Origin of the sequence: Streptomyces sp. NPDC047022, from assembly GCF_040644155.1 — a bacterium.
Lineage (GTDB): Bacteria > Actinomycetota > Actinomycetes > Streptomycetales > Streptomycetaceae > Streptomyces.
Genome location: NZ_JBEYVV010000002.1, coordinates 118,347 through 144,905 on the forward strand (window position 1 = coordinate 118,347; position 26,559 = coordinate 144,905).

Annotated in this window: 22 protein-coding genes and 1 riboswitch; of the genes, 10 read left to right on the forward strand and 12 right to left on the reverse strand. The window is 70.7% G+C overall.

The genetic code is table 11. The annotated features are described in order from the left end of the window. Positions 1 to 90: 90 nt before the first annotated feature. Positions 91 to 2,118, forward strand: coding sequence for a DNA helicase RecQ (gene recQ / locus ABZ845_RS03910; RefSeq protein ID WP_360972660.1), 2,028 nt, complete (start codon positions 91 to 93; stop codon positions 2,116 to 2,118). Here the strand turns inward: recQ and ABZ845_RS03915 are convergent. From ABZ845_RS03915 to fahA, 3 genes are all read right to left on the reverse strand, one after another. Then, complete coding sequence (locus ABZ845_RS03915) at positions 2,043 to 2,492, reverse strand: GntR family transcriptional regulator (RefSeq protein WP_360972662.1); 450 nt, start codon at positions 2,490 to 2,492, stop codon at positions 2,043 to 2,045. The two genes, recQ and ABZ845_RS03915, sit on opposite strands and share 76 nt — an antisense overlap. Further along, on the reverse strand, positions 2,489 to 3,238 hold the full coding sequence (locus ABZ845_RS03920) for a hypothetical protein (RefSeq protein WP_360972664.1): 750 nt from the start codon (positions 3,236 to 3,238) through the stop codon (positions 2,489 to 2,491). Before ABZ845_RS03920 ends, ABZ845_RS03915 begins: the two co-directional genes overlap by 4 nt. 83 nt (positions 3,239 to 3,321) lie before the next feature. Further along, entirely contained in the window at positions 3,322 to 4,563 is a 1,242-nt protein-coding gene (gene fahA / locus ABZ845_RS03925; RefSeq protein ID WP_360972666.1) for a fumarylacetoacetase, read from the reverse strand. 241 nt (positions 4,564 to 4,804) lie between these two features. Here fahA and ABZ845_RS03930 point away from each other — a divergent pair, with 241 nt between their 5' ends. The 3 genes from ABZ845_RS03930 (at position 4,805) to ABZ845_RS03940 (ending at position 8,444) form a co-directional block, all read left to right on the forward strand. Next, positions 4,805 to 6,052 carry an ATP-grasp domain-containing protein gene (locus ABZ845_RS03930; RefSeq protein WP_360972668.1) on the forward strand — a complete coding sequence of 416 codons (1,248 nt, stop codon included), beginning with the start codon at positions 4,805 to 4,807 and terminating at the stop codon, positions 6,050 to 6,052. A gap of 199 nt (positions 6,053 to 6,251) precedes the next feature. Continuing rightward, on the forward strand, positions 6,252 to 7,454 hold the full coding sequence (locus tag ABZ845_RS03935; protein ID WP_360972670.1) for an FAD-dependent oxidoreductase: 1,203 nt from the start codon (positions 6,252 to 6,254) through the stop codon (positions 7,452 to 7,454). Between the two features lie 159 nt (positions 7,455 to 7,613). Next, complete coding sequence (locus ABZ845_RS03940; RefSeq protein WP_360973067.1) at positions 7,614 to 8,444, forward strand: HAD family hydrolase; 831 nt, start codon at positions 7,614 to 7,616, stop codon at positions 8,442 to 8,444. Here ABZ845_RS03940 and ABZ845_RS03945 read toward each other — a convergent pair. Continuing rightward, positions 8,438 to 8,932 (reverse strand): transglycosylase SLT domain-containing protein, encoded by a 495-nt coding sequence (locus tag ABZ845_RS03945; RefSeq protein ID WP_360973069.1) that lies wholly within the window; start codon positions 8,930 to 8,932, stop codon positions 8,438 to 8,440. The genes ABZ845_RS03940 and ABZ845_RS03945 overlap by 7 nt on opposite strands. Before the next feature lie 19 nt (positions 8,933 to 8,951). Beyond that, a riboswitch (cyclic di-AMP (ydaO/yuaA leader) is annotated at positions 8,952 to 9,169 on the reverse strand. 697 nt (positions 9,170 to 9,866) lie between these two features. On the opposite strand from ABZ845_RS03945, the gene ABZ845_RS03950 reads away from it, so the two are divergent. From ABZ845_RS03950 to ABZ845_RS03965, 4 genes are all read left to right on the forward strand, one after another. Further along, positions 9,867 to 10,877: a polyprenyl synthetase family protein gene (locus tag ABZ845_RS03950; protein WP_360972672.1), complete on the forward strand. Its 1,011-nt coding sequence runs from the start codon at positions 9,867 to 9,869 to the stop codon at positions 10,875 to 10,877. 310 nt (positions 10,878 to 11,187) lie between these two features. Beyond that, positions 11,188 to 12,462: a DUF2092 domain-containing protein gene (locus ABZ845_RS03955; RefSeq protein ID WP_360972674.1), complete on the forward strand. Its 1,275-nt coding sequence runs from the start codon at positions 11,188 to 11,190 to the stop codon at positions 12,460 to 12,462. Between the two features lie 75 nt (positions 12,463 to 12,537). After that, a complete protein-coding gene (locus ABZ845_RS03960; protein WP_360973071.1) occupies positions 12,538 to 13,566 on the forward strand; it encodes an ABC transporter ATP-binding protein in 1,029 nt (342 codons plus the stop codon). Next, the gene (locus tag ABZ845_RS03965; RefSeq protein WP_360972676.1) at positions 13,553 to 14,446 is read left to right on the forward strand and encodes an ABC transporter permease; all 894 of its coding nucleotides are present in this window, start codon (positions 13,553 to 13,555) and stop codon (positions 14,444 to 14,446) included. The genes ABZ845_RS03960 and ABZ845_RS03965 overlap by 14 nt, the downstream gene beginning before the upstream one ends. Before the next feature lie 31 nt (positions 14,447 to 14,477). On the opposite strand, the gene ABZ845_RS03970 is transcribed toward ABZ845_RS03965, so the two are convergent. Beyond that, positions 14,478 to 15,017, reverse strand: coding sequence for an NUDIX hydrolase (locus ABZ845_RS03970; protein ID WP_360973073.1), 540 nt, complete (start codon positions 15,015 to 15,017; stop codon positions 14,478 to 14,480). A 250-nt stretch (positions 15,018 to 15,267) separates the two neighbouring features. Between ABZ845_RS03970 and ABZ845_RS03975 the strand changes: the two genes are divergently transcribed. Beyond that, positions 15,268 to 16,845, forward strand: a complete 1,578-nt coding sequence (locus ABZ845_RS03975) for a hypothetical protein (RefSeq protein ID WP_360972678.1) — start codon at positions 15,268 to 15,270, stop codon at positions 16,843 to 16,845. A gap of 34 nt (positions 16,846 to 16,879) precedes the next feature. On the opposite strand, the gene rarD is transcribed toward ABZ845_RS03975, so the two are convergent. Beyond that, positions 16,880 to 17,830, reverse strand: a complete 951-nt coding sequence (gene rarD / locus ABZ845_RS03980) for an EamA family transporter RarD (protein WP_360972680.1) — start codon at positions 17,828 to 17,830, stop codon at positions 16,880 to 16,882. Positions 17,831 to 17,953: 123 nt separating this feature from the next. Continuing rightward, positions 17,954 to 18,808, reverse strand: coding sequence for an SDR family oxidoreductase (locus tag ABZ845_RS03985; RefSeq protein ID WP_360972682.1), 855 nt, complete (start codon positions 18,806 to 18,808; stop codon positions 17,954 to 17,956). A gap of 163 nt (positions 18,809 to 18,971) precedes the next feature. Between ABZ845_RS03985 and ABZ845_RS03990 the strand changes: the two genes are divergently transcribed. Further along, positions 18,972 to 19,337: a helix-turn-helix domain-containing protein gene (locus tag ABZ845_RS03990; protein WP_360973075.1), complete on the forward strand. Its 366-nt coding sequence runs from the start codon at positions 18,972 to 18,974 to the stop codon at positions 19,335 to 19,337. Positions 19,338 to 19,421: 84 nt separating this feature from the next. Here the strand turns inward: ABZ845_RS03990 and ABZ845_RS03995 are convergent, their stop codons facing one another. The 5 genes from ABZ845_RS03995 to ABZ845_RS04015 all read right to left on the reverse strand — a co-directional run bounded on the left by ABZ845_RS03995 (position 19,422) and on the right by ABZ845_RS04015 (position 26,470). Next, positions 19,422 to 20,501 (reverse strand): 2-oxoacid:ferredoxin oxidoreductase subunit beta, encoded by a 1,080-nt coding sequence (locus tag ABZ845_RS03995; protein WP_360972684.1) that lies wholly within the window; start codon positions 20,499 to 20,501, stop codon positions 19,422 to 19,424. Further along, positions 20,494 to 22,422 (reverse strand): 2-oxoacid:acceptor oxidoreductase subunit alpha, encoded by a 1,929-nt coding sequence (locus tag ABZ845_RS04000; RefSeq protein WP_360972686.1) that lies wholly within the window; start codon positions 22,420 to 22,422, stop codon positions 20,494 to 20,496. Before ABZ845_RS04000 ends, ABZ845_RS03995 begins: the two co-directional genes overlap by 8 nt. 320 nt (positions 22,423 to 22,742) lie before the next feature. Then, entirely contained in the window at positions 22,743 to 23,402 is a 660-nt protein-coding gene (locus ABZ845_RS04005) for a response regulator transcription factor (protein ID WP_360973077.1), read from the reverse strand. Between the two features lie 288 nt (positions 23,403 to 23,690). Then, positions 23,691 to 25,043: a sensor domain-containing protein gene (locus ABZ845_RS04010; protein ID WP_360972688.1), complete on the reverse strand. Its 1,353-nt coding sequence runs from the start codon at positions 25,041 to 25,043 to the stop codon at positions 23,691 to 23,693. Positions 25,044 to 25,267: 224 nt separating this feature from the next. Further along, entirely contained in the window at positions 25,268 to 26,470 is a 1,203-nt protein-coding gene (locus tag ABZ845_RS04015; RefSeq protein ID WP_360972690.1) for a sensor domain-containing protein, read from the reverse strand. Positions 26,471 to 26,559: the final 89 nt, after the last annotated feature.

Sequence of the window (26,559 nt, forward strand, 5' to 3'; positions counted from 1 at the left end):
ACCGCCAAGCCTGTGGATAACTCCGACCCTGTCAGCGCCGCCCCCTATCGTGGATGCCGTGGTCGAGGGACGACGGGCGGGGAACGAGCGATGGACGGGACGGACGGGATGACCGAGGCGGGCGTGAGGCCGGTGCCGGACGACGGGAGCGAGGCGCTGGCCACGCTGCACCGGGTCTTCGGGTACGAGGCCTTCCGCGGCGAGCAGGAAGCGATCATCGAGCATGTGGTGACCGGCGGCGACGCCGTCGTCCTCATGCCGACCGGCGGCGGCAAATCGCTCTGCTACCAGATCCCGGCCCTGGTCAGACCGGGCACGGGTGTGGTCGTCTCCCCTCTGATCGCGCTGATGCAGGACCAGGTGGACGCGCTTCGCGCGCTCGGTGTGCGCGCCGGGTTCGTCAACTCCACACAGGACTTCGACGAGCGGCGCATGGTGGAGGCGGAGTTCCTCGCCGGCGAGCTGGATCTGCTCTATCTGGCCCCGGAGCGCCTGCGCCTGGACTCGACCCTCGATCTGCTCTCGCGCGGCAAGATCTCGGTGTTCGCGATCGACGAGGCGCACTGCGTGTCCCAGTGGGGCCATGACTTCCGGCCCGACTACCTCTCGCTGTCCCTGCTCGGCGAGCGCTGGCCGGACGTCCCCCGGATCGCGCTCACGGCGACGGCGACGCACGCGACGCACGAGGAGATCACCCAGCGGCTCGGCATGCCGGGCGCCCGCCATTTCGTGGCCAGCTTCGACCGGCCCAACATCCAGTACCGGATCGTCCCCAAGGCCGACCCCAAGAAGCAGCTGCTGGCCTTTCTGCGCGAGGAGCACGCGGGCGACGCGGGCATCGTCTACTGCCTGTCGCGGAACTCGGTGGAGAAGACGGCGGAGTTCCTGACCCGCAACGGGGTCGAGGCGGTGCCGTACCACGCGGGCCTGGACGCGGGCACGCGCGCGGCGCACCAGTCCCGTTTCCTGCGGGACGACGGGCTCGTCGTCGTCGCGACCATCGCCTTCGGCATGGGCATCGACAAGCCCGACGTGCGCTTCGTCGCACATCTGGACCTGCCGAAATCGGTGGAGGGCTACTACCAGGAGACGGGCCGGGCGGGCCGCGACGGATTGCCGTCCACGGCCTGGATGGCGTACGGACTGGGCGACGTGGTCCAGCAGCGCAAGCTCATCCAGTCCGGGGAGGGCGACGAGGCCTTCCGCCGCCGCGCCCAGGCGCATCTGGACGCGATGCTGGCGCTGTGCGAGACGGTCCGGTGCCGCCGCGGCGAGTTGCTCACCTACTTCGGCCAGGAGCCCGGGCAGGGCGGTTGCGGCAACTGCGACACCTGCCTGGTGCCGCCCGACACCTGGGACGGGACCGTCGCGGCTCAGAAGGTGCTCTCCACCGTGTGGCGGCTGGACCGGGAGCGGCGGCAGAAGTTCGGCGCGCTGCAGATCGTCGACATCCTGCTGGGGCGGCGCACGGCCAAGGTCATACAGTTCGACCACGACCAGCTGTCCGTGTTCGGCATCGGCGAGGAGCTGACCGAGGGCGAATGGCGCGGCGCCATCAGACAGTTGCTGGCGCAGGGCCTGCTCGCGGTCGAGGGCGAGTACGGCACGCTGGTGCTGACCGAGGCCAGCGGAGAGGTGCTGCGGCGAGAGCGCGAGGTGCCGCTGCGCAAGGAGGCCCCCAAGCCCACGGCCGCCCGTTCCTCGGCCCCGAAGGGTGAGCGCGTGCCGAAGGCCGCGGCCGAGCTTCCGCCGGAGCTGCTGCCCGTCTTCGAGGCACTGCGCTCCTGGCGCGCGGCCCGGGCGAAGGAGCAGGGCGTGCCCGCATATGTGATCTTCCACGACGCGACACTCCGCGAGATCGCGGCCCTCCGCCCGAGGACGGTCACGGAACTCGCCGGTATCGGCGGAGTGGGGGAGAAGAAACTCGCGACGTACGGGGAGGGGGTCCTAGGGGTTCTGGCTTCCCTGGACGGGCCCCCGGCTCCGGAGGAAGGGCCTGCTGCACCGGAGGACGGCCCGTCGGCGCCGGGGCAGGGGCCGGGTCAGGAGTGGCCGGAGGACGGGCCGGACCCGGAGTGGCCGGAGGAGGAGCCGGAGGACTGGGACCAGGGCCCCTGACCGCGCAGCGCGTCCCGTACCGCCTTCAGCGCGGTCTCTTCGTCGGCTCCCAGACCCCGGGCCTCCAGGACGAAGCGGCGGGCCAGATGCGCCAGCCGGGCCGGATCCGGCGCCGAGGCCGGTGCGGGAAGCGGGGCCACACGGGTTCCCGCTCCGCGCCGGGCGCGGATCAAGGATGCCGCCTCCAGTTCGCGGTAGGCCCGGGCCACCGTGCCCGCGGCCACGCCCAGGTCGGCCGCCAGCCGGCGCACCGTCGGCAGGCGCTCGCCCTCCGGCAGGCGTCCGGTGCTGATGAGACCCGCCAGCTGGGTGCGTATCTGCTCGTACGGCGGGACGGGACTCGCGCCGTCGACGCGGACGACGGGGCCGCTCACCGGGGCACCCTGGCCTTGTGCGAGACCACGGTGAAGCCGCACCACGCCACGGTGCCCAGGGCGACGATCGCCGTCGGCCACAGGACCCAGTTCGCGAGGTTTCCCGCCGCGCCGCCGCAGTCCATGTCCATCAGCGCGTCGCACGCGGTGGTGGCGGTGCCGAGGAGGTGCGCGGAGACCAGGAGTCCCCATGCGGCGACGATGACCAGTGCGCGGTCGTGGCGGGCCTGCTCCTCACCGGGGTGACGGGCGATCCGCGTCAGGAACCACACGCAGGCGCCCGTGGAGACGGCGAGGGCGGCGAGAATGGGCAGGTCGTAGTGGGAGCCGGGCCAGGGGCCCGTCCTCGTCACGCTTCCGTCCGGGCAGCGCATGGTCAGTGCGCGCCCGGCACGGCCCAGTCCGTCGGGCGAGGCGACCCAGGCGGCCACCGCCAGCAGCACGACGAGAGCACCGGCCTGGACGAGGAGCACAAGGGTCATGCGCCGGGGCAGGTAGTCCCGCACCCGGCGCGGGGTGTGGCCGGCTCGCCGGACGGTGCCCCGTGGCCGCGGAGCCAGTGCGTCGCCCACCAGCACACCGGCGACCGCGCAGAGCCCGAACACCGAGATGGCGTTCAGGATGCCCACGCCGAGGTCGTCGTGCGCCTCGATCTGACGGGCCCCGACGAGGCCCGTCAGCAGGCCTGTCCACCGTGCGTAGCGGCCGGCGGCCGAGGGGCGTGGGACGGTACCGGCGTCGGGCATGAGTGACCCCCGTGTCCGTGCGCGCTTGTACTCCCCACTTGTGTCAAGTGGTGAGTACAAGATGCGCCTCACGAAGGCTTGTGTCAATCGTTTGATACAACGCCCGTGTCGCCCGTGTCCGGCACCACCCGGCCGGTCACCTCCCCGAGCCCGACCCGGGTCCCGTCCGGCCCCGGCGCCCACGCCGTGAGCGTCACCACGTCCCCGTCCTCCAGGAACGCCCGCTTGCCGTCCGGGAGTTCGAGTGGTTCCCGGCCGTTCCAGGTCAGCTCGAGGAGCGAGCCGCGCTCACCCTCCGTCGGGCCGCTCACCGTGCCCGAGCCGTACAGATCGCCCGTGCGCAGCGACGCCCCGTTCACCGTCATGTGTGCCAGCTGCTGCGCCGCCGTCCAGTACATGGTCGAGAACGGCGGCTCGGAGACCACATGGCCGTTGACCGCGACGGAGATGCGCAGGTCGTATCCCGCGGGCTCCTCCTCGGCGTCGTCGAGGTACGGCAGCAGCGGATGAGTGCGCTCGGGCGGCGCCACCCGCGCCTCCTCCAGCGCGTCCAGAGGCGTGATCCACGCCGACACCGACGTGGCGAACGACTTGCCGAGGAAGGGCCCCAGCGGCACGTACTCCCAGGCCTGGATGTCCCGCGCCGACCAGTCGTTGAGCAGGCACAGCCCGAACACATGGTCCCTGAAGGCCGCGAGCGGCACCGGACGGCCCATCGCGGACGGGGCGCCCACCACGAAGCCCACCTCCGCCTCGATGTCCAGGCGGACGGACGGCCCGAAGACCGGAGCCGGGTCCGAGGGGGCCTTGCGCTGGCCCCGCGGTCGCACGATGTCCGTGCCCGACACGACCACCGTCCCCGACCGGCCGTGGTAACCGATCGGCAGGTGCTTCCAGTTGGGGGTCAGGGAGTCTTCCGCGTCCGGCCGGAAGATCTGCCCGACATTGCGGGCGTGGTTCTCGGAGGCGTAGAAGTCGACGTAGTCCGCGACCTCGAAGGGCAGATGCAGGCCGACCTCACGGAGCGGGTACAGGAGGGGCTCGATGGCCTCCCGGTGCGCGGGCACCGTCACCCACGCGGTCAGTGCCCGGCGCACGTCCGACCACGCGGTGCGGCCGGCCGCCAGCAGCGGGCCGAGGGACGGCTGTGCCAGCAGGGAGGCGTAGGGGGAGCCCAGGACCCGCGCCGCCGCGCCCGCGTCGAGCACGTGGTCGCCCAGACGGACGCCGACTCTCCGCTCGCCGGAGCCCGCGGGCGAGAACACGCCGTAGGGAAGGTTGTGCGGGCCGAAGGGGTCGCCCTCGGGGAGATCGAAGGGGGGCATGGTTACTGCCTCGCTTTCGTGCACTTCAGATGGGCCGTGCATGGGGTGCGTGCCATGTGGTCGCCGCACACGTTACGTGTGGGCCACCGGTCTTGGGCAAGGTCTAAAGAGTTCGCAATGTCCGATTGGGCCTTGTCGGAGCGCATCATTCCGGCTTAGCGTCCTTTGGGGACACGGACGGGGTGGGTCCGGTCCATAAGGGGGACACGTGGGGGGACCCGTGGCCAGGAGTGTCGGCAGCGTGCCGTTCGACGCGGACCGTGAAGTACCGGCTCTCATCGTGAAGTTCGGAGACTATCCGCTGCACCACGGCGGAGTGGGCGCCATCCGCAGCCTCGGCCGGCTCGGCATACCGATGTACGCGATCACCGAAGACCGCTACACGCCGGCCGCGGCCTCCCGCTATCTGCGGCGCGCCTTCGTGTGGCCGACCACCGGGACGGAGGAACCGGAGCGGCTCGTGGAGGGCCTGCTGCGAATCGGCCGCCGCATAGGACGGCCGACGGTCCTCGTCCCCACCGACGAGGAGGCCGCGGTCCTGATCGCGGAGCACCAGGACGTCCTGGGCGGTCCCTTTCTGTTCCCGGAGGTGGACGCCGGGCTTCCGCGCCGCCTCGCCAGCAAGCAGGGACTGCACGAACTGTGCGTGGAGCACGACATCCCGAGCCCACAGGCCGTCTTCCCGCAGTCTTACGACGACATCGTGCGCTTCGCGAAGGAGGCACGCTTCCCGATCGTGGCCAAGAACCGGGAGGCGTTCGTACGCCGTGAACGCCCCGCCGTGAACGGCACGACGAAGATCTCCACCCGCGAGGGCCTGCTCACGCTCGCCCGCGACTGGGGCGAGCCGCCCGGGGTGATCCTCCAGGAGTATCTGCCGAGGGAGCAGGCGGAGGACTGGATCGTGCACGCGTACTTCGGCCGGGACTCGACCCCGCTCGCGATGTTCACCGGGGTCAAGGTCCGCTCATGGCCGCCGCACGCGGGCATGACGGCCAACGCGTACGTGGTCGACAACCCGGACCTCGCGGACCTCGCCGCCCGTTTCATCAAACAGATCGGCTTCACCGGCATCGTCGATCTCGACCTCCGCTTCGACCGCCGCGACGGCCGGTACAAACTGCTCGACTTCAACCCGCGCATGGGCGCACAGTTCCGGCTCTTCGAGAACGAGTCGGGGGTGGACGTCGTCCGGGCCATGCACCTCGACCTGACGGGCCGCACCGTTCCGGAGGGGGAACAGCGCGCCGGTCACCGCTACGTCGTGGAGAACATCGACCTGCCCGCCCTGCTCGCCTACCGCCGCAGCGGGTACACGACGCCGCACGCCCCGTCCCGTGCGAGCGGAACGGAACTGGCCTGGCTCGCCGGGGACGATCTCAGGCCCTTCTTCACCATGCTCGCGCGCTTCGTGCGGCCCGGCGCGAAGCACCTCTATCAGCTGTGGCGCACCAACCGCCGCGGCAGCACGACGAGTTCGGGCGGATAGCGCCTCGACAGGCAACGTTCGCCACCGTCTCGACGCCCGGCACGTTCCCCAAAGCTCTTCTTGCAGGGGGCGCCCCCACTCGCGGCACCGGACGCCGCTCCTTGACGGGCGAACGTCGAATGCCGGGGCACTGTTCGGGTCGGCTCGGCCGGCCAGGTACACCACGAAGTAGGCAGTACGCGTCCTGGGGAGGGACTTCGTGATTCAACCGGTAGCAGTCATCGGCGCCGGGCCGTTCGGCCTGTCCACCGCCGCCCATCTGCGGGCACGCGGTATCCCGGTACGCGTCTTCGGCGAGCCCATGGTGAGCTGGCGGGACCACATGCCCGAGGGCATGCTCCTGAAGTCGACCCCCGTCGCGTCGAACCTCGACGCCCCCCAGCGCGGCCACACCCTGGCCGACTACTGCGACGCGGCCGGCATCCCCCGGCTGGTGACCGACGAGGACATCATCCCGGCCGCCACGTTCGTCGCCTACGGCGAGTGGTTCCAGCAGAAGCTGGTGCCCGAACTGGAGCGGGTCCGGGTCGTGTCCGTGGACCGCCGCCAGGGCGGCGGTTTCGACCTGAAGCTGGACTCCGGGGAGCAGTTCGCGGCGCGGGCGGTCGTGGTGGCGACCGGCCTGGCCGGGCTCGCCCACCTCCCGCCCGAGCTCGCCACAGCGGCGGCGGACGGTCCCGCTCCGGCCGGCCCGGTCTCCCACAGCTCCCAGCACCACGACCTGACCCGGTTCTCGGGCAAGGAACTGCTCGTGATCGGCGCGGGCCAGTCCGCGCTGGAGACGGCGGCCCTCGCGGCCGAGGCGGGTGCGCGCGTGCGGGTGGTCTCGCGCGGGCGCGGCCGGGTCGCCTTCGGCGCGCCCCCGTGGGAGCAGCCGAAGCTGTGCCCCGAGTCGCCCTTCGGCCGTGCCTGGTCGCTGTGGGCGCTGAGCTACTACCCGCATCCGTACCGCTTTTTGCCCGCCCGGACCCGCCACTATCTGGTCCGGCGGGTGCTCGGCCCGCTCGGCGCGTGGTGGCTGAAGGACCGGTTCGAGGCCAAGGTGGAGGTGAGTGAGGTCGCCCGCGTCGTGAGTGCCTCGGCGCCGGACGGCAGCCCGGCCCTGAGGGTCCGGACCCACTCCGGCCGCACGGAGGAGATGACCGCGGACCACATCATCGCGGCGACGGGCTACCGAGTGGACATCGCCGCGATGGACTTCCTCGGCCATGGGCTGCGGACCCGGCTGGCGGTGAGCCGGGGTGCGCCGAAGCTCGGCGCCGGGTATGTGTCGTCCGTTCCGGGCCTGTACTTCACGGGCCTCCCGGCGGCGTCGTCGTACGGTCCGGTGATGCGCTTCGTGTGCGGTACGGAGTTCGCGTCCCCGCGGCTGGCCGGGCATCTGGCGGCGGCCCACGGCTGAACTCCGGCCGGGGAGTGGGCAGCCGGGGCCACACAGGATCACTCAACGGCCTTCGGAGGAAGCGGATTCGGTCCGGGCCGGAAGCAGACCGGTCCGGGCCGGAGGCTTTCGGTCCGGGCCGGAACGCCGGTGCCTTTCCATCCGTATTCTCTGATCATGATGGCCGCACCCCTCGTATACGAACTCATCGCCACGGACCTGGACGGGACGCTGCTGCGTGGCGACGACACATTCTCCGACCGGTCGAGGGCCGCTCTGGCGCGGGTGGTCTCGGCGGGCGCACACCATCTCGTGGTGACGGGCCGCCCGGCGCCGAGGGTCCGGCCGCTGCTCGACGAACTCGGCGGCAGAGGCCTCGCGGTGTGCGGACAGGGCGCGCAGGTGTATGACTCGGGCGCGGACCGGCTGCTGTTCTCCGTCACCCTGGACCGGGAGCTGGCCGAGACCGCCCTCGGCAAGATCGAGGCCGAGGTGGGGCAGGTGTACGCGGCCGTCGACCAGGACGGGGTGGACGGGCTCACGCTCATCGAGCCCGGTTACCTGATGCCGCACCCCTTTCTGCCCGCGGTACGGGTGGAGCGGCGCGACGACCTGTGGTGCGAGCCCATCAGCAAGGTGCTGCTGCGCCACCACACCCTGACCGACGACGAGTTGGCGACGGCGGCCCGGGGAGCGGTCGGGTCGCTCGCGACGGTCACGATGTCGGGGCCCGGCACCGTCGAACTCCAGCCCTGCGGTATCACCAAGGCGACGGGGCTCGCGCTGGCCGCCGAGTTCCTGGGCCTGAGCCGGTCGCGGACCATCGCCTTCGGGGACATGCCCAACGACATCCCCATGTTCCACTGGGCGGCACGCGGTGTCGCCATGGCGAACGCGCACCCCGAACTCAAAGCGGTCGCCGATGAGATCACCACATCGAACGAGGACGACGGCATCGCCGTCGTCCTCGAACGACTGTTTGCGGAGAATTGCGTCGGCAAGCCTCAGTAGGCGCTGTTGACGTTGTCGATCGAGCCGTACCGGTGGGCGGCGTAGTTGCAGGCCGCGGTGATGTTGGCGATCGGGTCGTAGGGGTCGAAGGCCGTACCCGGCACGTGGTACGCGCGGAAGGTCGGGTCGATGATCTGGAGGAGTCCCTTGGACGGGATGCCCTTCTTGGCGTTCGAGTCCCAGAGGTTGATGGCGTTGGGGTTGCCCGAGGACTCGCGCATCACATTGCGATAGATGCCGTTGTACGAGCCGGGGATCCCGTGCTGCGCCATGATCGCGAGCGACTGGCGTATCCAGCTGTCGAGGGTCCCGGCCCGGTAGGTGGCACCGGCGGCCTTGGTGGTCGTGGAGGACGCCGGGGTGGCGGCGGAGGCGCCCGTGGCACCCATGACCGGGAGGGCCATGACGGCGGCTCCGGCTCCCGCGACAGCGAGGGCGCGGGTGATGCGGGCGGCCTTGGAGCCGTGGTCCCGACGGCGTGCGGGCAGGGGGAAAGCGGACACGTTGCATTCCTCTCCGTCGCCTGCGAGGTGAGCTGTCGGGTTCGGGCGGGAGGTGCCCGGCCGCTTCCTCGGACTGCTCGGATTCCTCAGAGCCGAGGCCGCGGCTTCACCCCGAGCCGTTCCGGCACTGTGTCCGGACCGGCGACTTACCTGGGTCCCCCGCTCCTGCCGTGGTGGGTCGATGGGTTCTCGAGCGGCGGCAGGATTCGGCGTTCCGCTCGGGTCCATGGAAGGTATGCGAGAGCACATGTCAGGAACAAGAGTCGAATGTGCACTACGACCGAATTGACCCTCGCGTATGGGAATATGAGGGTTGATCCATTTCGCTGAGACGCCTCAACTTGGCATTCGCAAAGGGCGTGTTGATGGCCCGCCCGGAGTGCGGCTACTTGGGTGAATGTGACCCATTTCACCCGGTCTCCGCGCCCTCGGCTTGGCGGGCAGGATGGGTGCGCAAGTGCACAATTCAGACATTTAGGCCGAGGGGTGGCGCGCCTTGGAGGGGGAGGGACGACCGGTTCCCGGTTCTTAATTCGGGCATTTGCCAATACATAGGGACTGATGCATCCGTGGATGCGTATCGCCGAGCTCTGGGATGCGTCCGGCCGAGTGGCTGAGTATCGGTCGACGTGAGTGCCCTGCGTCGACCGCCAGGGGGTGATGCTTATCGGCTATGTAGATGAATATGTGTTCGTATCACCTGATCAAGAACATACCGTTCGTGATCCGATACCGCCCGGCCTGGAACTGTGGGCGCTCGCGTTGATCGAAACCTGACCGGATACGCTGACTTGAGTGATGGCAACGACAGATCGACAACTCGACGACTCACGTCGGCAGGCGAGGCCATCGACCAAGAGACCGTCCTTGAGACCGACCGTGTGATCGTCAGCAGACGTCAGCAGACAGGAGACCCCACGTGACCGTCGTCGGGCCGTTCGGGCTGAGCGGGCGGGACCAGGCTCTGGAAGCCGATGTCCAGGCCGGATTGGCCGCTGTCGAGGAGGGGTTGCTCGACGCCACCAAGAGCGAGGTCCCCTTCATCACGGAGGCTGCCCAGCATCTCGTCCGTGCGGGCGGGAAGCGGTTCCGGCCGCTGCTGGTGATGCTGGCGGCGCAGTTCGGCGACCCGTACGCGCCCGGGATCGCGCCCTCGGCCGTGGTCGTGGAGCTCACTCACCTCGCCACGCTGTACCACGACGACGTGATGGACGAGGCCGACGTGCGGCGCGGCGTGGACAGCGCGAACACCCGCTGGGGCAACTCGGTCGCGGTCCTCACCGGCGACTTCCTGTTCGCCAGGGCGTCGCACATCCTGGCCGACCTCGGCCCGGAGGCGGTACGCATCCAGGCCGAGGCGTTCGAGCGGCTGGTGACCGGTCAGATCCTGGAGACGGCCGGCCCCCGGGACGACCGCGACCCGGTGGACCACTACCTCGACGTCCTCGCCGGCAAGACGGGCTCGCTGGTGGCGGTGGCCTGCCGCTTCGGGGCGATGATGTCGGGTGCCGACGAGACGGTCGTGGACGTGCTGACGCAGTACGGCGAGCGGCTCGGCGTGGCCTTCCAACTGGCCGACGACGTCCTGGACATCGCGTCGGACTCGCACGAGTCCGGGAAGACGCCCGGGACCGACCTGCGCGAGGGCATCCCCACCCTCCCGGTCCTGCGCCTGCGGGAGCGCGCGGAACGCCTGGGGCTGCCGGAGGACATCGCCCTGTGCGAGCTCCTGGGTTCCGATCTCACGGACGACGCCCGCCACGCGGAGGCCCTTGTGCGGCTCCGCGCCCACCCGGCCCTGGAGCAGGCACGCCGCGACACCATCCGCTATGCGGAGGACGCCCGCGCGGCCCTGGCACCGCTGCGCGAGTGCGGTGCGAAGGACGCCCTGATGGAACTGTGCGACGCGGTGGTGCACCGGGCGGGCTGACGCCCGTCGCTCCTGCGGGTGCGGGCCGGCCTTCGCGACCCCCCGAGTGCGGGTGGACCTCCGCGACCCCTACGGGTCCCGGGGAAGTTCTGCCCCGCCGTGTCATACCGCAGGATTACGCCGAGTTGGGCCCGCGGTCTGACGATTCCCGGCGCCCGGTTTGGTCAGATGGGAGACACCACCTCACAGGAGTTCGGGTGACAATGGCGGCGCGAGGGGTGGGGGGCACCTCTCTGCTCGAGTGAAGTCGAGAGCTCGGGCGAGAGTGCACGGACGAAAGGCCGCCGCCGACGACGGAGGTAAGGCACACATGGCACCGTACGAGTCCGACGAGAGCAAGCCCGCCGGGGAGGCCGAGGACGTACGCGACGGGCGGCGCAAGGCCGCGCGGTACGCCGTCCCGGTGGCAGTGTTGGGGGTGGCCGCGGCGACGATCGGGCTCGTCCCGGCCTTCGCGGGATCCGGCGACCCGGATCTGCCCAAGATCAGCGCTCAGCAGCTCATCGAGAAGATCGCCAAGTCGGACGTCCAGCAGATGTCCGGCACGGTGAAGATCAGCACGGACCTGGGCCTGCCGGATCTCGGCGGTCTGCAGAACAGCCTCACCTCGGGCGCGCTGCCCCAGGGCGCGGGCGGGAAGGACGGCTCGGCCGCCGACCCCAGCTCCAAACTGCTCGAACTGGCCTCCGGTACGCACACCCTGCGCGTCGCCGCCGACGGCCCGGACAAGCAGAAGCTGTCGCTCATGGAGCAGGCAGCCGAGTTCAGCGTCATCCGCAACGGCGACAACGTATGGGCGTACGACAGCGCCTCGAACCAGGCACACCACTCGACCGGTGCCGGTGCGCGCAAGGGCGGGAGGACGGCGCCCGAGGACATGCCGACGACGCCCAAGGACTTCGCCGAGCAGGCCCTGAAGGCCGCCGACAAGACGACGTCCGTGACGGTCGACGGCACGGCGCAGGTCGCGGGCCGTGACGCGTACAAGCTGCTGATCAGGCCGAAGCAGTCGGCTACGACGGTGGGCGCGATCAGCATCGCGGTGGACGCGAAGACCTGGATGCCGCTGAAGTTCACGCTGACGCCGGCGACGGGTGGCGCGGCCGTCCTGGACGCGGGCTTCACCGATGTCTCGTTCGCCAAGCCTGCCGCCTCTACCTTCGACTTCACCCCGCCCAAGGGCACGAAGGTCACCCAGGGCGACGACATGAAGAAGGAAGCCGGGCGGGACGCGGAGCCGAAGGGCCTCGGCAAGCCCGGGAAGGGCCTCGGCAAGCCAGGCAAGGGCGCCGGCATGTTCGGCGGGGCCGAGGGAGCCGGGCCGAAGGTCATCGGCCAGGGCTGGAACTCGATCGCCGTCCTCGACAGCGGTGCCAAGGGCGCCATGCCCTTCGGCTCGGCGTCCGGCGGCGGCGCGGCGGCCGGCTTCCTCAACTCCCTGGGCGACCACGTCTCCGGCAAGTTCGGCAAGGGCACGGTCTTCTCGACCCGTCTGGTCAACGCCCTGATGACGGACGACGGCAAGGTGTACGTGGGCGCGGTCACCAAGGACGCGCTGCTGAAGGCGGCGAACGCGGGGAAGTAGCCCCGCACGGACGGGACGGGCAGGAGAGCCATGGAGGAGCTGTCCGCCGCGAACGCGGAGACGGCAGCGGTGGCGATGGCCGGGACGCAAGCGGTGGGCGAGCCAGGGCCAGGGACGGGGCCGGACGCGCCGGCGGGCGAGCAGCACGGCCCGGACGCGCGAGACGCCCCGGATGCCCCGGTCATCACCACCCGCGCCCTCACCAAGCGCTACCGCGGCGGTCAGCTCGCCGTGGACGGAATCGACCTGTCCGTCCCGGCGGGCAGCGTCTTCGGCTTCCTGGGGCCGAACGGCTCCGGCAAGACCACCACCATCCGCATGCTGATGGGCCTGATAGAGCCCACCTCCGGCACGGCACGCGTCCTGGGGCAGCCGATGCCCCGCGCCTCGCGCGCCGTGCTCCCGCACGTCGGCGCCCTCATCGAGGGCCCGGCCCTGTACGGCTTCCTGTCCGGCCGCGACAACCTCCTGCGCTACGACGCCGCCGACCCCACCGCCGACCCGCGCACCCGGCGCACCCGCGTCGAGGCCGCCCTGGACCGGGTCGGCCTCGCCGCCGCGGCTGGCAAGAAGGCGAAGGCTTACTCCCTCGGCATGAAGCAGCGCCTCGGGCTCGCGGCGGCGCTGCTCCAGCCCCGCAGGCTCCTGGTCCTGGACGAGCCGACCAACGGCCTCGACCCACAGGGCATGCGCGAGATCCGCTCACTGGTACGGGAACTGGCGTCCGACGGCACGACCGTCTTCCTCTCCTCCCATCTGCTCGACGAGATCGAACAGGTCTGCACGCATGCCGCGGTGATGGCGCGCGGCCGGCTCATCACCCAGGGCCCGGTGGCGGACCTGGCGGCCGGGGCGCGCGGACGTCTCGTGGTCACAACCCCGGACGTGACCGACGCGGCCCGCATCCTGAAGGAACAGGGCGTGGCCGACGTGGTGGTGGAGGAGGAACGGGTGACGGGCGAGCCGCCTGACCGCGAACCGGCCGACCTGAACGCCGCGTTGGTCGGCGCCGGAGTGCGCGTCCGCGGCTTCGGTGTCGAACGTGCCTCCCTGGAGGACGCGTTCGTCGCGCTCACAGGGGAGGGCTTCGATGTCGCGGGCTGAACCGGCCGGAGCGGCCCTGCTCCCCGAACGCCGCAGGACGCGCCCCCTGTGGACGCTCGGCCTGCTGCGCAACGAACTGGTGACCACCTTCCGGCGCTGGCGCACGCTCGCGCTGCTCGCCGTGCTGGCCGGTGTGCCGGTCCTGGTGGGGATCGCCGTCAAGGTCCAGACGGGCAACGGCTCCGGCGCCGGGCGGGGCGGTGACGGCGGACCCGCGTTCATCACACAGGTAACCAACAACGGCCTGTTCCTGGTCTTCACCGCGCTCGCCGCCACACTCCCGTTCTTCCTGCCGATGGCGATCGGTGTCATCGCGGGCGACGCCATCGCGGGCGAGGCGAACTCCGGGACGCTGCGCTACCTCCTGGTCGCCCCCGCCGGCCGTACCCGCCTGCTGCTCACCAAGTACGCGACCGTCATGGCCTTCTGCCTCGTCGCCACCCTCGTCGTCGCGGTCACGGCGCTCGCGGTCGGGGCCCTGCTCTTCCCGCTGGGCGACCTGACCACGATCTCCGGCACCCGCATCAGCTTCGCCGACGGCCTGGCCCGGGCCCTGCTGATCGCGCTGGTCGTCGCCGCGTCCCTGATCGGCGTGGCGGCGCTGGGACTGTTCATCTCGACGCTCACGGGCAGCGGCATCGCGGCGATGGCGACCACGGTCGGCCTGCTGATCACGGTCCAGATCCTCGACCAGATCCCCCAGCTGCACGCGCTCCAGCCGTACTTCTTCTCGCACTACTGGCTGTCCTTCGCGGACCTCATGCGCGACCCGGTCTACTGGCACGACCTGACCCGCGACCTGGGCCTCCAGGCCCTCTACGCGGCGGTCTTCGGCACGGCGGCCTGGGCGCGGTTCACCACCAAGGACATCACGGCGTAAAGGCCAGGGGGCCGGTCAGGGGCTCCGCATGTCAGCCCCCCGCAGCGCTGATGTCCAGCAGCAGGGACATGACGCCGACGAGCGTGGCGCTGCTGACGATCTCGCGCCGGGTGATCATGCCGGCGAGCCGGGAGAGCGGGATCCATTCCAGGCGGTCCGACTCGTTGCGTTCGGTCGGTGCGCCGATCCGCCGGGCGTCGTCCGTGCGGAACACGAAGTGGCGGGCGTCGGTGATGCCGGCCGCGGGCTCCGCGTACACGAGTTCCCTCAGTGAGCCAGGACGCCAGCCCGTCTCCTCCTCCAGCTCTCGTGAGGCCGCCCGCGCGGGCTCCTCGCCGTCCTCGACGAGGCCCATGGGGAGCTCCCAGGCCCAGGTGTCGGTGACGAAGCGGTGACGCCACATCATCAGCACCTGCCGCTCACCGTCGACAGCGGCCGCCACGGCGACGTCCCGCAGCCGGACCACGGTGTAGTCGACCCGTGCGCCGTCGGGCTGTTGGACGTCCAGGGAGCGCAGGCGCACCCAAGGGGTGTCGTAAAGGGCGCGTTCGCCGTGGACCTTCCAGCGCATCGTGATCTCCTTGGTGCGACGGGCCTTGCGGCCTGGGCGGCTGGGGCACATGTGGCCAAGCCTGGGGGTGTGTTCCCCTGCTGGGTGTTCCTTGCAACCGGCGAACGGGCCGCCGTGATCCCCCGTCCCGACGTGGGCGCGGCTTCTGGAACGACCCTGTGACGGCATGGTGACGTGAGACCGTGAGCGAGTGGACACACTTGGCAGCAAGTGTGTGACCGGTACCCGGCACATCGGAGTGAGGAAACAGATGCTTCGACCCAACCGTGAGAAGCGGGATCAGAAGCGCCAGGCGTCCGCGGCGGCCCCGGCGGCGGCGCCGATCGACGTCCGGGTGCCCGCCGCCGGTGCGGGGGCGGGCAGTGCCTGGATCGGCGGAGTACCGATCGTCGCGGCGGACGGCGAGGAGATCCAGGACGCCGTTCTGAGTCACCTCCACCGCATCGCCCTCGCCGCGGGGCACGTCGTCCGGGCCACGGTCCGGGACGAGCGGATCGGGTTCGTGGTGCCGATCCAGGTGTCGGCGGACGGGTCCAGCGCACTCGCGGGGGAGCCCGCGCGGGTGGCCCTTCCCCAGGAGCCGCCCTTCGCCGCGCCGGTGGCCCGCCCCGGGTACTCGCAGTCGGAGGCCGGGCCGAGCCGGGAGCCTGCGCGCCCGGACTGGGACAGGCCGACGCAGGCCCTGAGGACGGCACAGGAGCGGGAGCCGGCGGCCGGTACCCCGACTCCGGCTTTCCCTCCGCGAGCCGTACCGGAGCCGGAGGAGGCGGCGACCCACGCCGAGCGGCCCGCGCCCTTGCCGGCACCGCGCCCCGCCGTCGCCCAGCACGACCCGGCGGCGCGGCAACCCTCGACGTCCTTCGTAGCGCCTGCTCCCGAGGACGGCACACCCGCACACCCCGGCGGCACCGCCGCCACCTTCGTGCCGGGTGCTGATGCAGGGCAGACGCCGTTGACCGATGCGACGGCGTCCGGGCCGGAGCAGGGCTTGTCGCGGACCGTCTCCCCGGTCCCTGGCACGGTCTCCGCCCCGACAGGGGTGTTCGGTCCTCCGCCGGTGATGGCCATCGCGTCCGCGGCCCCGGTGCAGAAGCCCGTCTGGGCGGCCCCCGCGTCCGGCCCTGCGGAGCCTATGACGCTTGAGCCCGATTTCGACTCCGATGCCGAGCCCGACGACGCGCCGGAACCCGGCGCCGAGCCCGCCGCGTACGCCGCCCCTGAGTGGCCGCCGGCCCCCGCCCCGCGGGCCGCTCCGGTGGGTGCGGCAGAGGAAGAGGCCAAGGAACCGCCCGTGCGGGAGTTCGACTCCGTGGCCGAGGCGGTGCTCGCGCCCGAGTCCGGGGCGGTGCAGCCCGGCGGTGCGGGTGGGCCGGTCGCGGAGCCCATGGCCCGCATCAGTGCCGCCGTGAAGCAGGGCCGCCTCGAGGAGGCGGCGGGTCTGGCCGAACGTGCGGTCGCCGAAGCCTCCGCATCCCTCGGCGCCGACCACTCCGACGTGCTGCGCCTGCGCGAACTCACCGCGTACATCGCCTACCTGGCCGGAGACCCGCTGCGCTCCTTCCATCTGTCACTGGACCTCGCCCGGATCCGCCACCGCCTGTGCGACCCGCGCGGCGCGTACGGCAATGTGCAGAGCGCGGCAGCCGCCTGGCGTGCCGTCCGTGACCCCGCCCAGGGACTGCACCTGGGCCGCGACCTCATCACCGTATGGACCGAACTCGCCGCCGGCGAGGGCCCCGCCGCCGCCGACCTGGACCAGCTGGAGAAGGCCCGCAACCGCATGGGCCGCCTCGCCGGACGGGCCCGTACGGCCACGGGGACCCGGTGAGCGGTGACGGGGCGGGGGCGTGCGCGGGACTCCGCTATGCGTCCACCGGGGCGGAGCTCGCCGGGGACGGTGCAGGGATGCCGACAGGCATCCTCGACCGCCTCATGAAGCGCCATGCGTCGCTGGTGAGCAGCGTCAGCGCGAGCCACACCAGTGCGAAGCCCGCCCAGCGCTCAGGCGGCATCGCCTCGTGGAAGTAGAAGATGCCCAGCAGGAACTGGAACACCGGTGCCAGGTACTGGAGCAGGCCTAGCGTCGACAGCGGTACGCGGATCGCGGCGGCGCCGAAGCAGACGAGGGGGAGTGCGGTGACGACGCCGGTCGCGGCGAGCAGCGCCCCGTGCCCCGGTCCATGGGCTGTGAAGGTCGAGTCGCCGTGGGCTGTGAGCCACAGCAGGTAGGCCAGGGCGGGGACGAACTGCACGGCGGTCTCCGCGGCCAGCGACTCGAGGCCGCCGAGGTTGACCTTCTTTTTCACCAGTCCGTAGGTGGCGAAGGAGAAGGCGAGGCACAGCGAGATCCACGGCGGGCGGCCGTAGCCGATGGTCAGGACGACGACGGCGGCGAGGCCGACCGCGACCGCCGCCCACTGGACGGGCCGCAGCCGCTCCTTGAGCAACAGGACGCCCATGGCGATGGTGACGAGCGGGTTGATGAAGTAGCCGAGCGAGGCCTCCACGACGTGGCCGCTGTTCACGGCCCAGATGTAGACACCCCAGTTGACGGTGATGACCGCCGCGGCGACCGTGATCAGCCCGAGCTTGCGCGGCTGCCGCAGCAGCTGGCCCGCCCAGGCCCAGCGCCGCATCACCAGCAGGGCGACCCCGACCACGACCAGGGACCAGACCATCCGGTGGGCGAGGATCTCGATCGCTCCGGCGGGCTTCAGCAGAGGCCAGAAGAGAGGGACGAGTCCCCACATCCCGTATGCCGCGAAGCCGTTCAGCAGACCTGTCCGCCGTTCACTCTTCGACTTCTTGGCCACGGGCCACCTCCTTCTCGTACGACTTTCAAGAAGATAGCGCCGGACACCCTCGCATGTCATGCCCGTATCGCAATACGGTCATGACATGTGAGGGTGGTGGTGGCCGAGGGGCACCATGGGTGATCAGCTCCGCAGGGCGGCCGTGATCGACTCGCTGATGGGTGTGGTCGGACGGCCGATGAGGCGGGAGAGGTCGCCGCTGGTGACGGCCAGTTCGCCCTTCTCGATCGACGTGTCCACCTCGGCCAGCATCTCGGCGACGGGCCCGGGGAGGCCCACTCCGGTGAGGATGCCGGTGAGGGTCTCGGCGGGCACCGTGTTGTTCGCGATCTCCCTGCCGGTCTGCCGGCTCAGTTCGGCGGCGTACTCGGCGAAGCCCCAGGCGGTGTCGCCGCTCAGCTCGTAGGTCTTGTTCTCGTGTCCCTCGCCGGTCAGTACCGCGACGGCGGCGGCCGCGTAGTCGGCACGCGCGGCCGAGGCGACCCGGCCCTGGCCGGCGGCCTGGACGACGGCGCCGTGTTCCAGCACGGGGGCGAGGGTCTCGGTGTAGTTCTCGTGGTACCAGCTGTTGCGCAGCAGCGCGTACGGCACACCCGAGGCCAGGATCGCCCCCTCGGTGCGCCGGTGGTCGTCGGCCAGGGAGGCCGTCAGGCTCCCGGGGGCGCTGGTGTAGGCGAACAGTGCGACACCGGCCGCCTTGGCCGCGTCGAGGACGACCTGGTGCTGACCGGGCCGGCCTTTGTCGAACTCGTTGCCGGAGATCAGCAGCACCTTGTCTCCGGCGGAGAACAGGCCCTCGAAGGTCTCCGGGTCGTTGTAGTCGGCGACCGCGATCCGTACACCTCGCTCCGCGAAGTCGGCGGCCTTCCCGGGAGTGCGGACGACCGCGGTGATCCGGTGGGCCGGAACCTTCTCCAGTAGCTGCTCCACGACGTGGCGGCCGAGGTGTCCGGTGGCTCCGGTGACGACGATGCTCATGGCGGTGGTCTCCTTTAGGGGTGCGTCTGGCACTCACCTTAGGAGGGGCGCTTTCTGAAGCACAGTACCCACTTTCAAGTAAGGTACTGGTATGGCAGTAAGCAGCAATGCCGCGCGGAGCGGCGACCGGGCGGGCAGCCGGAGAAGCGAGTCCGACGCGGCGATGTGCCCCGATCGCCTCGTCCTGGAACACGTCACCAGCCGCTGGGGCGTCCTCATCCTGATCGAGCTCCTCGACCGGCCGCGCCGCTTCGGCGAGCTCCGGCGGGCGGTCGGGCGGATCGCCCACGTCAGCGAGAAGATGCTCACCCAGACCCTCCAGACCCTGGAACGCGACGGCCTGGTCCACCGGGACGCCAAGCCGGTGATCCCGCCGAGGGTCGACTACTCCCTGACCGGACTGGGCCGCGAGGCAGCCGTACAGGTGCGGGCGCTGGCGGAGTGGACGCAGGGACGCATGGGTGAAGTCGAAACGGCCCGCCGGGCATACGACGAGGCCCGGGCGCAGAAGTCCCGGGCCTCCTCGTGAACCGCGCGGTCTTCCCCGTGGCCCAGGGCCTCTCGTTTGGATCAGACCCCGCTCCCTGATCCGGCCTGGTCCAAACGAAAAACCCTAGCCGACGACCGTCCAGGTGTCTCCGCCGGCCAGCAGCGCGGCCAGGTCGCCCTTGCCGTTCTGCTCGATCGCGGTGTCGAGCTGGTCGGCCATCTGGGTGTCGTAAACGGGCCGTTCGACCGAGCGGAAGACGCCGATCGGGGTGTGGTGCAGGGTGTCCGGGTCGGCCAGTCGCGAGAGGGCGAACGCGGTGGTGGGGGAGGCCGCGCCCGCGTCATGGACGAGGATGTCCGCCTCGTTCTCCGGGGTGACGCTGACGACCTTCAGGTCACCGGTCCGCACATCCCGCACGACGCCGCGCGAGCCTTCCGGGCCGAACCGGATCGGCTGCCCGTGCTCCAGGCGGATCACCGCTTCCTCGGCGGTCCCCCGGTCCTTGAGGGCGTCGAACGCGCCGTCGTTGAAGATGTTGCAGTTCTGGTAGATCTCCACCAGGGCCGTGCCCCGGTGGGCGGCGGCCTGGCGCAGCACCTCGGTCAGGTGTTTGCGGTCGGAGTCGACGGTCCGTGCCACGAAGGACGCCTCGGCGCCGATCGCCAGCGACACCGGGTTGAACGGCGCGTCCAGGGAACCCATCGGCGTCGACTTGGTGATCTTGCCGACCTCGGAGGTGGGGCTGTACTGGCCCTTGGTCAGACCGTAGATCCGGTTGTTGAACAGCAGGATCTTGAGGTTGACGTTGCGGCGCAGGGCGTGGATGAGGTGGTTGCCGCCGATGGACAGCGCGTCGCCGTCGCCGGTGATCACCCACACGGACAGATCGCGGCGGGAGGCGGCGAGCCCGGTCGCGATCGCGGGTGCCCGGCCGTGGATGGAGTGCATGCCGTACGTGTTCATGTAGTACGGGAAACGGGACGAGCAGCCGATGCCCGAGACGAAGACGATGTTCTCCCTGGCCAGCCCCAGCTCCGGCAGGAAGCCCTGAACGGCGGCGAGGATCGCGTAGTCACCGCAGCCGGGGCACCAGCGCACTTCCTGGTCGGACTTGAAGTCCTTCATGGACTGCCTGGCCACGGCCTTGGGGACGAGGGAGAGCGCCTCGATCGTGCCCGTGCCTTCCGTGGACGTCTCAGCCATCGATGGCCTCCTTGAGAGCCGCGGCGAGCTGTTCGGCCTTGAACGGCATGCCGTTGACCTGGTTGTACGAATGGGCGTCGACCAGGTACTTCGCCCGGATGAGCGTGGCGAGCTGACCGAGGTTCATCTCGGGGATCACCACCTTGTCATAACGCTTCAGGACCGAGCCGAGATTCCGCGGGAAGGGGTTGAGATGGCGTAGATGGGCCTGCGCGATCGACTCCCCGGCCGTGCGCAGCCGCCGCACCGCGGCGGTGATCGGGCCGTATGTGGAGCCCCAGCCGAGGACCAGGGTCCTCGCGCCGTGCGGGTCGTCCACCTCGATTTCGGGCACCGCGATCCCGTTGATCTTCGCCTGGCGCGTACGCACCATGAACTCGTGGTTGGCGGGGTCGTAGGAGATGTTGCCCGTGCCGTCCTGCTTCTCGATTCCGCCGATGCGGTGCTCCAGGCCCGGAGTACCGGGGATCGCCCACGGCCGGGCGAGGGTCGCCGGGTCGCGCTTGTACGGCCAGAACACCTCGGTGCCGTCGTCCTGCGTATGGTTCGGGCCCTGTGCGAACTGCACGCTCAGGTCCGGCAGCTCGTCCAGCTCGGGGATCCGCCAGGGCTCGGAGCCATTGGCCAGATAGCCGTCGGAGAGAAGGAAGACGGGCGTGCGGTAGGTGAGCGCGATCCGGGCCGCGTCCATCGCCGCGTCGAAACAGTCGGCCGGGGTGCGGGGGGCCACCACCGGGACCGGCGCCTCGCCGTTGCGGCCGAACATCGCCTGGAGCAGATCGGCTTGCTCGGTCTTGGTCGGCAGACCGGTGGACGGGCCGCCGCGCTGGATGTCGACGACCAGCAGCGGCAGCTCAAGGGAGACCGCGAGGCCGATGGTCTCGCTCTTGAGGGCCACTCCCGGGCCGGATGTCGTGGTCACGGCGAGTGAGCCGCCGAAGGCCGCGCCCAGGGCCGCGCCGATACCGGCGATCTCGTCCTCGGCCTGAAAGGTCCGCACGCCGAAGTTCTTGTGCTTGGACAGCTCATGCAGGATGTCCGAGGCCGGAGTGATCGGGTAGGAGCCCAGGAAGAGCGGCAGATCCGCCTGGCGGGAGGCGGCGATCAGGCCGTACGACAGGGCGAGGTTCCCGGAGATGTTCCGGTACGTGCCCACCGGGAACGCCTTGGCCGCCGGGGCGACCTCGTACGAGACCGCGAAGTCCTCGGTCGTCTCGCCGAAGTTCCAGCCGGCGCGGAAAGCGGCGATATTGGCGGCCGCGATGTCCGGCTTCTTCGCGAACTTCGACTTCAGGAATTTCTCGGTGCCCTCGGTGGGCCGGTGGTACATCCAGCTCAGCAGGCCGAGGGCGAACATGTTCTTGCTGCGCTCGGCCTCCTTGCGGGTGAGGTCGAATTCCTTCAGCGCCTCGACGGTGAGAGTGGTCAGCGGGACGGGGTGCACGCTGTAGCCGTCGAGTGACCCGTCGTCCAGCGGACTGGCGTCGTAGCCCACCTTCTGCATGGCGCGTCTGGTGAACTCGTCCGTGTTGACGATGATCTCCGCGCCGCGCGGCAGGTCGCCGACGTTGGCCTTCAGAGCGGCCGGGTTCATCGCCACCAGCACGTTCGGCGCGTCCCCCGGGGTGAGGATGTCATGGTCGGCGAAGTGCAGCTGGAAGGAGGAGACGCCCGGCAGGGTGCCCGCGGGGGCGCGGATCTCGGCGGGGAAGTTCGGCAGCGTCGACAGGTCGTTGCCGAAGGACGCCGTCTCCGCGGTGAAGCGGTCACCGGTGAGCTGCATACCGTCACCGGAGTCTCCCGCGAAACGGATGATCACCCGGTCGAGCTTGCGCACGTCCTTCGCGCCCGCCGGTTTGCGCTGTTCTCCCACGACGGCTTCGTCTGCCTGCTCCGCTGGACTGCTGACCTGGCTGGTCACTGAACTGGACCTCCCTCGAGGCGGCTGACCGGGAGCGGCCGTCCCGCCGGCCTTCCCAGGATCAACCCTACGTCGGTAAGGGTCGCCTTCCCTGGGTCTTTCGCATGATGGACAACATGGTGAGACGGTCTGGCGCCCTGACTTGTCATGATTTACTCGCCCCCCGACGCTGGTTTTGAAGACGCTCTCTGCTCATCCTTCGGTTCTCGCGTTCCGGACGTGTGCGGCGGTGCCGACGCCGCATGCGACGTCCGGCGCGGGCCCGGCCGCGCACTCGGCCCGCGCGCCACGATCCCGCTGTCTGAAACAGTGTCAGTGGATCAGGACTTGAGGTAGGTGAGGACCGCCAGAACACGCCGGTGGTCCCCGTCGCTCTGTGACAGGCCGAGCTTCAGGAAGATGTTGCTGACGTGCTTCTCGACGGCTCCGTCGCTCACCACGAGCTGCCGGGCGATCGCCGCGTTGGTGCGCCCCTCGGCCATCAGTCCCAGGACCTCGCGCTCCCGCGGGGTGAGCGCGGCAAGGACGCTCTGCTTCCGGCTGCGCCCGAGCAACTGCGCGACCACCTCCGGATCGAGGGCGGTGCCGCCCTGAGCCACCCGTACCACGGCGTCCACGAACTCGCGCACTTCGGCAACCCGGTCCTTGAGCAGATAACCGACGCCACGACTGGAATCGGCCAGCAGTTCGGTGGCGTACTGCTCCTCGACGTATTGGGACAGCACCAGTACTCCGAGGCCGGGATACGCCTTGCGGAGCTGGACCGCGGCCCTGACACCCTCGTCCGTATGGGTGGGTGGCATCCGTACGTCGGCGACGACCGCATCGGGCAACTCGCCGCGATCCGCCAGTTCGGTGATGGTCTTGATCAGTGCTTCCCCGTCCCCGACACCGGCGACGACCTCATGTCCGCGGTCGGTCAGCAGCCGGGTCAGCCCCTCCCTGAGCAGCACTGAGTCTTCGGCGATGACGACCCGCACCCTGTTCTCCACGATCCTCGGCCCCCGCAGCTCCCCGTGTCCGGACGCGCATGGTGGGCGTCCGGCGGTGTCCTGGGCGGCCTCTCGTCCAGCCGCCCTTCGGCACCTCAGTATCGCGCTGTCCGCGGTTTCTCACTGGGCCTGTGGACAACACCGGCCGGTCGTGTCCTGCCCGAGCGCCGATCGAACCGCGGAGAGGCACAAGGGGAAGGCACGGAGAGGCACAGGGGGGAGGCACAGGGGAGAGACGCGACGGGCGGTGCGGGGAGGCGCGGGGAGGCCGGTTGATCAAGCCGGCCGCCACGGCAGTTCGGCGGTGATCCGGGTCGGCCCCCCGATCGGGGAATCCACGGCGAGAACCCCGTCCACCGCGTCGAGGCGCTCCGCGAGCCCCGCCAGCCCGGATCCGGCGGAGGCATCCGCACCCCCCGCCCCGTCGTCGGCCACCTGTAGCAGCAGCCGGTCCTCCACCCGCCACACGTCCACCGTCGCCCGCGACGCCCGGGCGTGCTTGCTGATGTTCTGCAGCAACTCGGAGACCGTGAAGTAGGCGATGCCCTCGATCGCCGGTGCCGGCCGTGCGGGCAGATCGACCTCCACCTGCACCGGAACGGTGCACCGCGAGGCCACGGCCGACAGGGCCGCGTCCAGTCCGCGGTCCGTGAGCACCGCCGGATGGATACCGCGCGCGAGGTCCCGGAGCTCCTTCAGCGCCGTCTTCACCTCCCCGTGCGCCTCGTTCACCATCCGTGCGGCCACCTCCGGGTCCTCGGCCAGTTTTTCCTTCGCCAGCCCCAGATCCATGGCCAGGTTCACCAGCCGGGCCTGCGCGGTGTCGTGCAGATCGCGCTCTATACGCCGCAGGTCCGCCGCCGCCGTGTCGACCACCGTCCCGCGGTCCGACTCCAGCTCCACCACCCGCGTCGCCAGCCGCGACGGACCGAGCAGCCCGTGCACCAGCAGTCGGTCCACGGTCGTGAGCCCCCGGACGATCCACGGAGTGGCCAGCGTGATCAGTAGCCCCACCAGCGCGGTCACCGTGATCTCGAACGGGTTGTCGAGATAGATCTGGTGTCCCTGGCCGCCGTACAGCTGAAGCCCGTCCTGACCGGCGTACATCGGGAACACCCAGAACCACAGCGGATACGTGAACAGCGTCCAGCCGGACACCCAGAAGCTGATCCCCACGCTGAACGAGAACACCGCCCACGGGAAGTGCACCACCGCGTACAGCATGTGCCGCCATGACGTCCCGCTCTTGAGAACCGCCCCGATCCAGGCCAGCGGCCCCGGCCGCTTCATCCTCAGCGGCTCCGGACCGGCCACCTCGAGTCCCAGCAGCCCGCGAGCCCGCGCGCGCTCCAGAACCCCGAACCCCCGGCAGCCCGCGAGCGCAGCCGCAAGCACCGGGATGCCGAGAAACGTCACCAGCAGGCCGGCACCGACCGACAGCATGGTGACGCTGTAGGTGAACGTCATGATCCCGATCGGCAGGTTCAGCAGCAGGTAGCACAACTCACCCCAGCTGCGCCTCTCGACCGGCGCGCGCAGCGCGGCCGGAAGCCGGTGCCGCCGCACCCCGGCACCCTGGGGCCCAGGGTCGCCCCACTCTCCGTAGCCCTGCCCGTACTGCACGGTCATCGGCGTCGTCCGTTCCACTCGTGGTCAGCCTCGGCCCGGTCCGCCTCTTCGGGCGGTGCGCCGCTTCCTGCCTCCACCCTGCTGTCCCGGCGCCCGCCCGGCCATGGAGCGGGTCGGCGTCTTGGACCGGGGGTTTTCCCCACCCCGCACCCCCGGCGCGCACCCTCCCCAGGCTCTGACACGCCTCGCCCCGTCTGGTTCGCGTATGCGCCCCGGGCCGCACGTCACTTCCGCCGGGACTCGTCCTCCCGGTCCCGCCAGGGCAGCTCCGCCGTGATCGTCGTCGGGCCGCCCACCGGAGAATCGACCAGGAACACGCCGTCCACCGCGCTCAGCCGCTCCGCGAGCCCCGCCATCCCGCTGCCGCCGTCGAGGCGGGCGCCGCCGCAGCCGTCGTCCCACACCTGTATGAACAGCCGCGCGTCCGTGCGCCAGACGTCGACGGAGGCCGAGCGGGCACCGCTGTGCTTGCTGATGTTCTGCAGCAGCTCGGAGACCGTGAAGTAGGCGATGCCCTCGATCGCCGCGGCAGGTCTCGTCTCCAGGGCCACGGTCACGCTCACGGGCACGGTGCAGCGCGTGGCGACCGCCGACAGTGCCGCATCCAGGCCGCGGTCGGTCAGAACCGCCGGATGGATGCCGCGTGCGAGATCCCGCAGCTCCTGCAGCGCCAGTTTCACCTCACCGTGTGCCTCCGCGACCATCGCCGCCGCCGCGTCCGGATCCTCGAGCAGCTTCTCCTTGGCCAGGCCGAGCCCCATCGCCAGGTTCACCAGCCGCGCCTGTGCCCCGTCGTGCAGATCGCGCTCGATGCGCCGCAGGTCCGCCGCCGCCGTGTCCACGACCACCCCCCGGCCGGACTCCAGCTCCGCGATGCGCCGTTCCAGTTCGTCGGAGGGGGAGAGCAGACCGCGCACCATCACCCGGTCCGCGTTCGTCAGCACGCGCGCGATGAACGGCAGGACGGGCCACAGGACGAAGAGCGACACGGACATCACCACGAACGTGGCGATGCCCCATGGCAAGCGGATGAAGCCGTACAGCGCCGTCCGCCAGCCCACCGGATCCTTCAGCGCCATCCACAGCCGTGGGAGCGGTCCGCCGCCTCTGCGCAACGGCAGCGGAGTCGGCTCCTCCACCCGCACTCCGAGCAACGCCCTGGCCCGCGCCCGCTCCAGCCTCCCCAACCGCCGTGCGCCCAGCAGCCCGACCGCCAGCAGCGGGAACCCGATCACGGTCACCGTCATGCACGCCCCCGTGAGCAGCACCGTCATCACGTAGACAAAGCCCACCAGCGCCGTCGGCAGATTCGAGAGCAGGTATGCGATCTCCCGCCAGGTGTGGCCGTCCAGGGCGAGACGCACGGGAGGCGGGCGGTCGTCGTCCGGGGCGTCGGATCTGTCAGGTCGTGCGATGTGTTCTGTCATGGCTTCCGGCCTCGTTCGGTCATGTAGGCCAGCCTGCCCGTGCGGTGGGCCGTGCCGCCATGAGGAGGACCGCCGAGGTCCACGGGGGG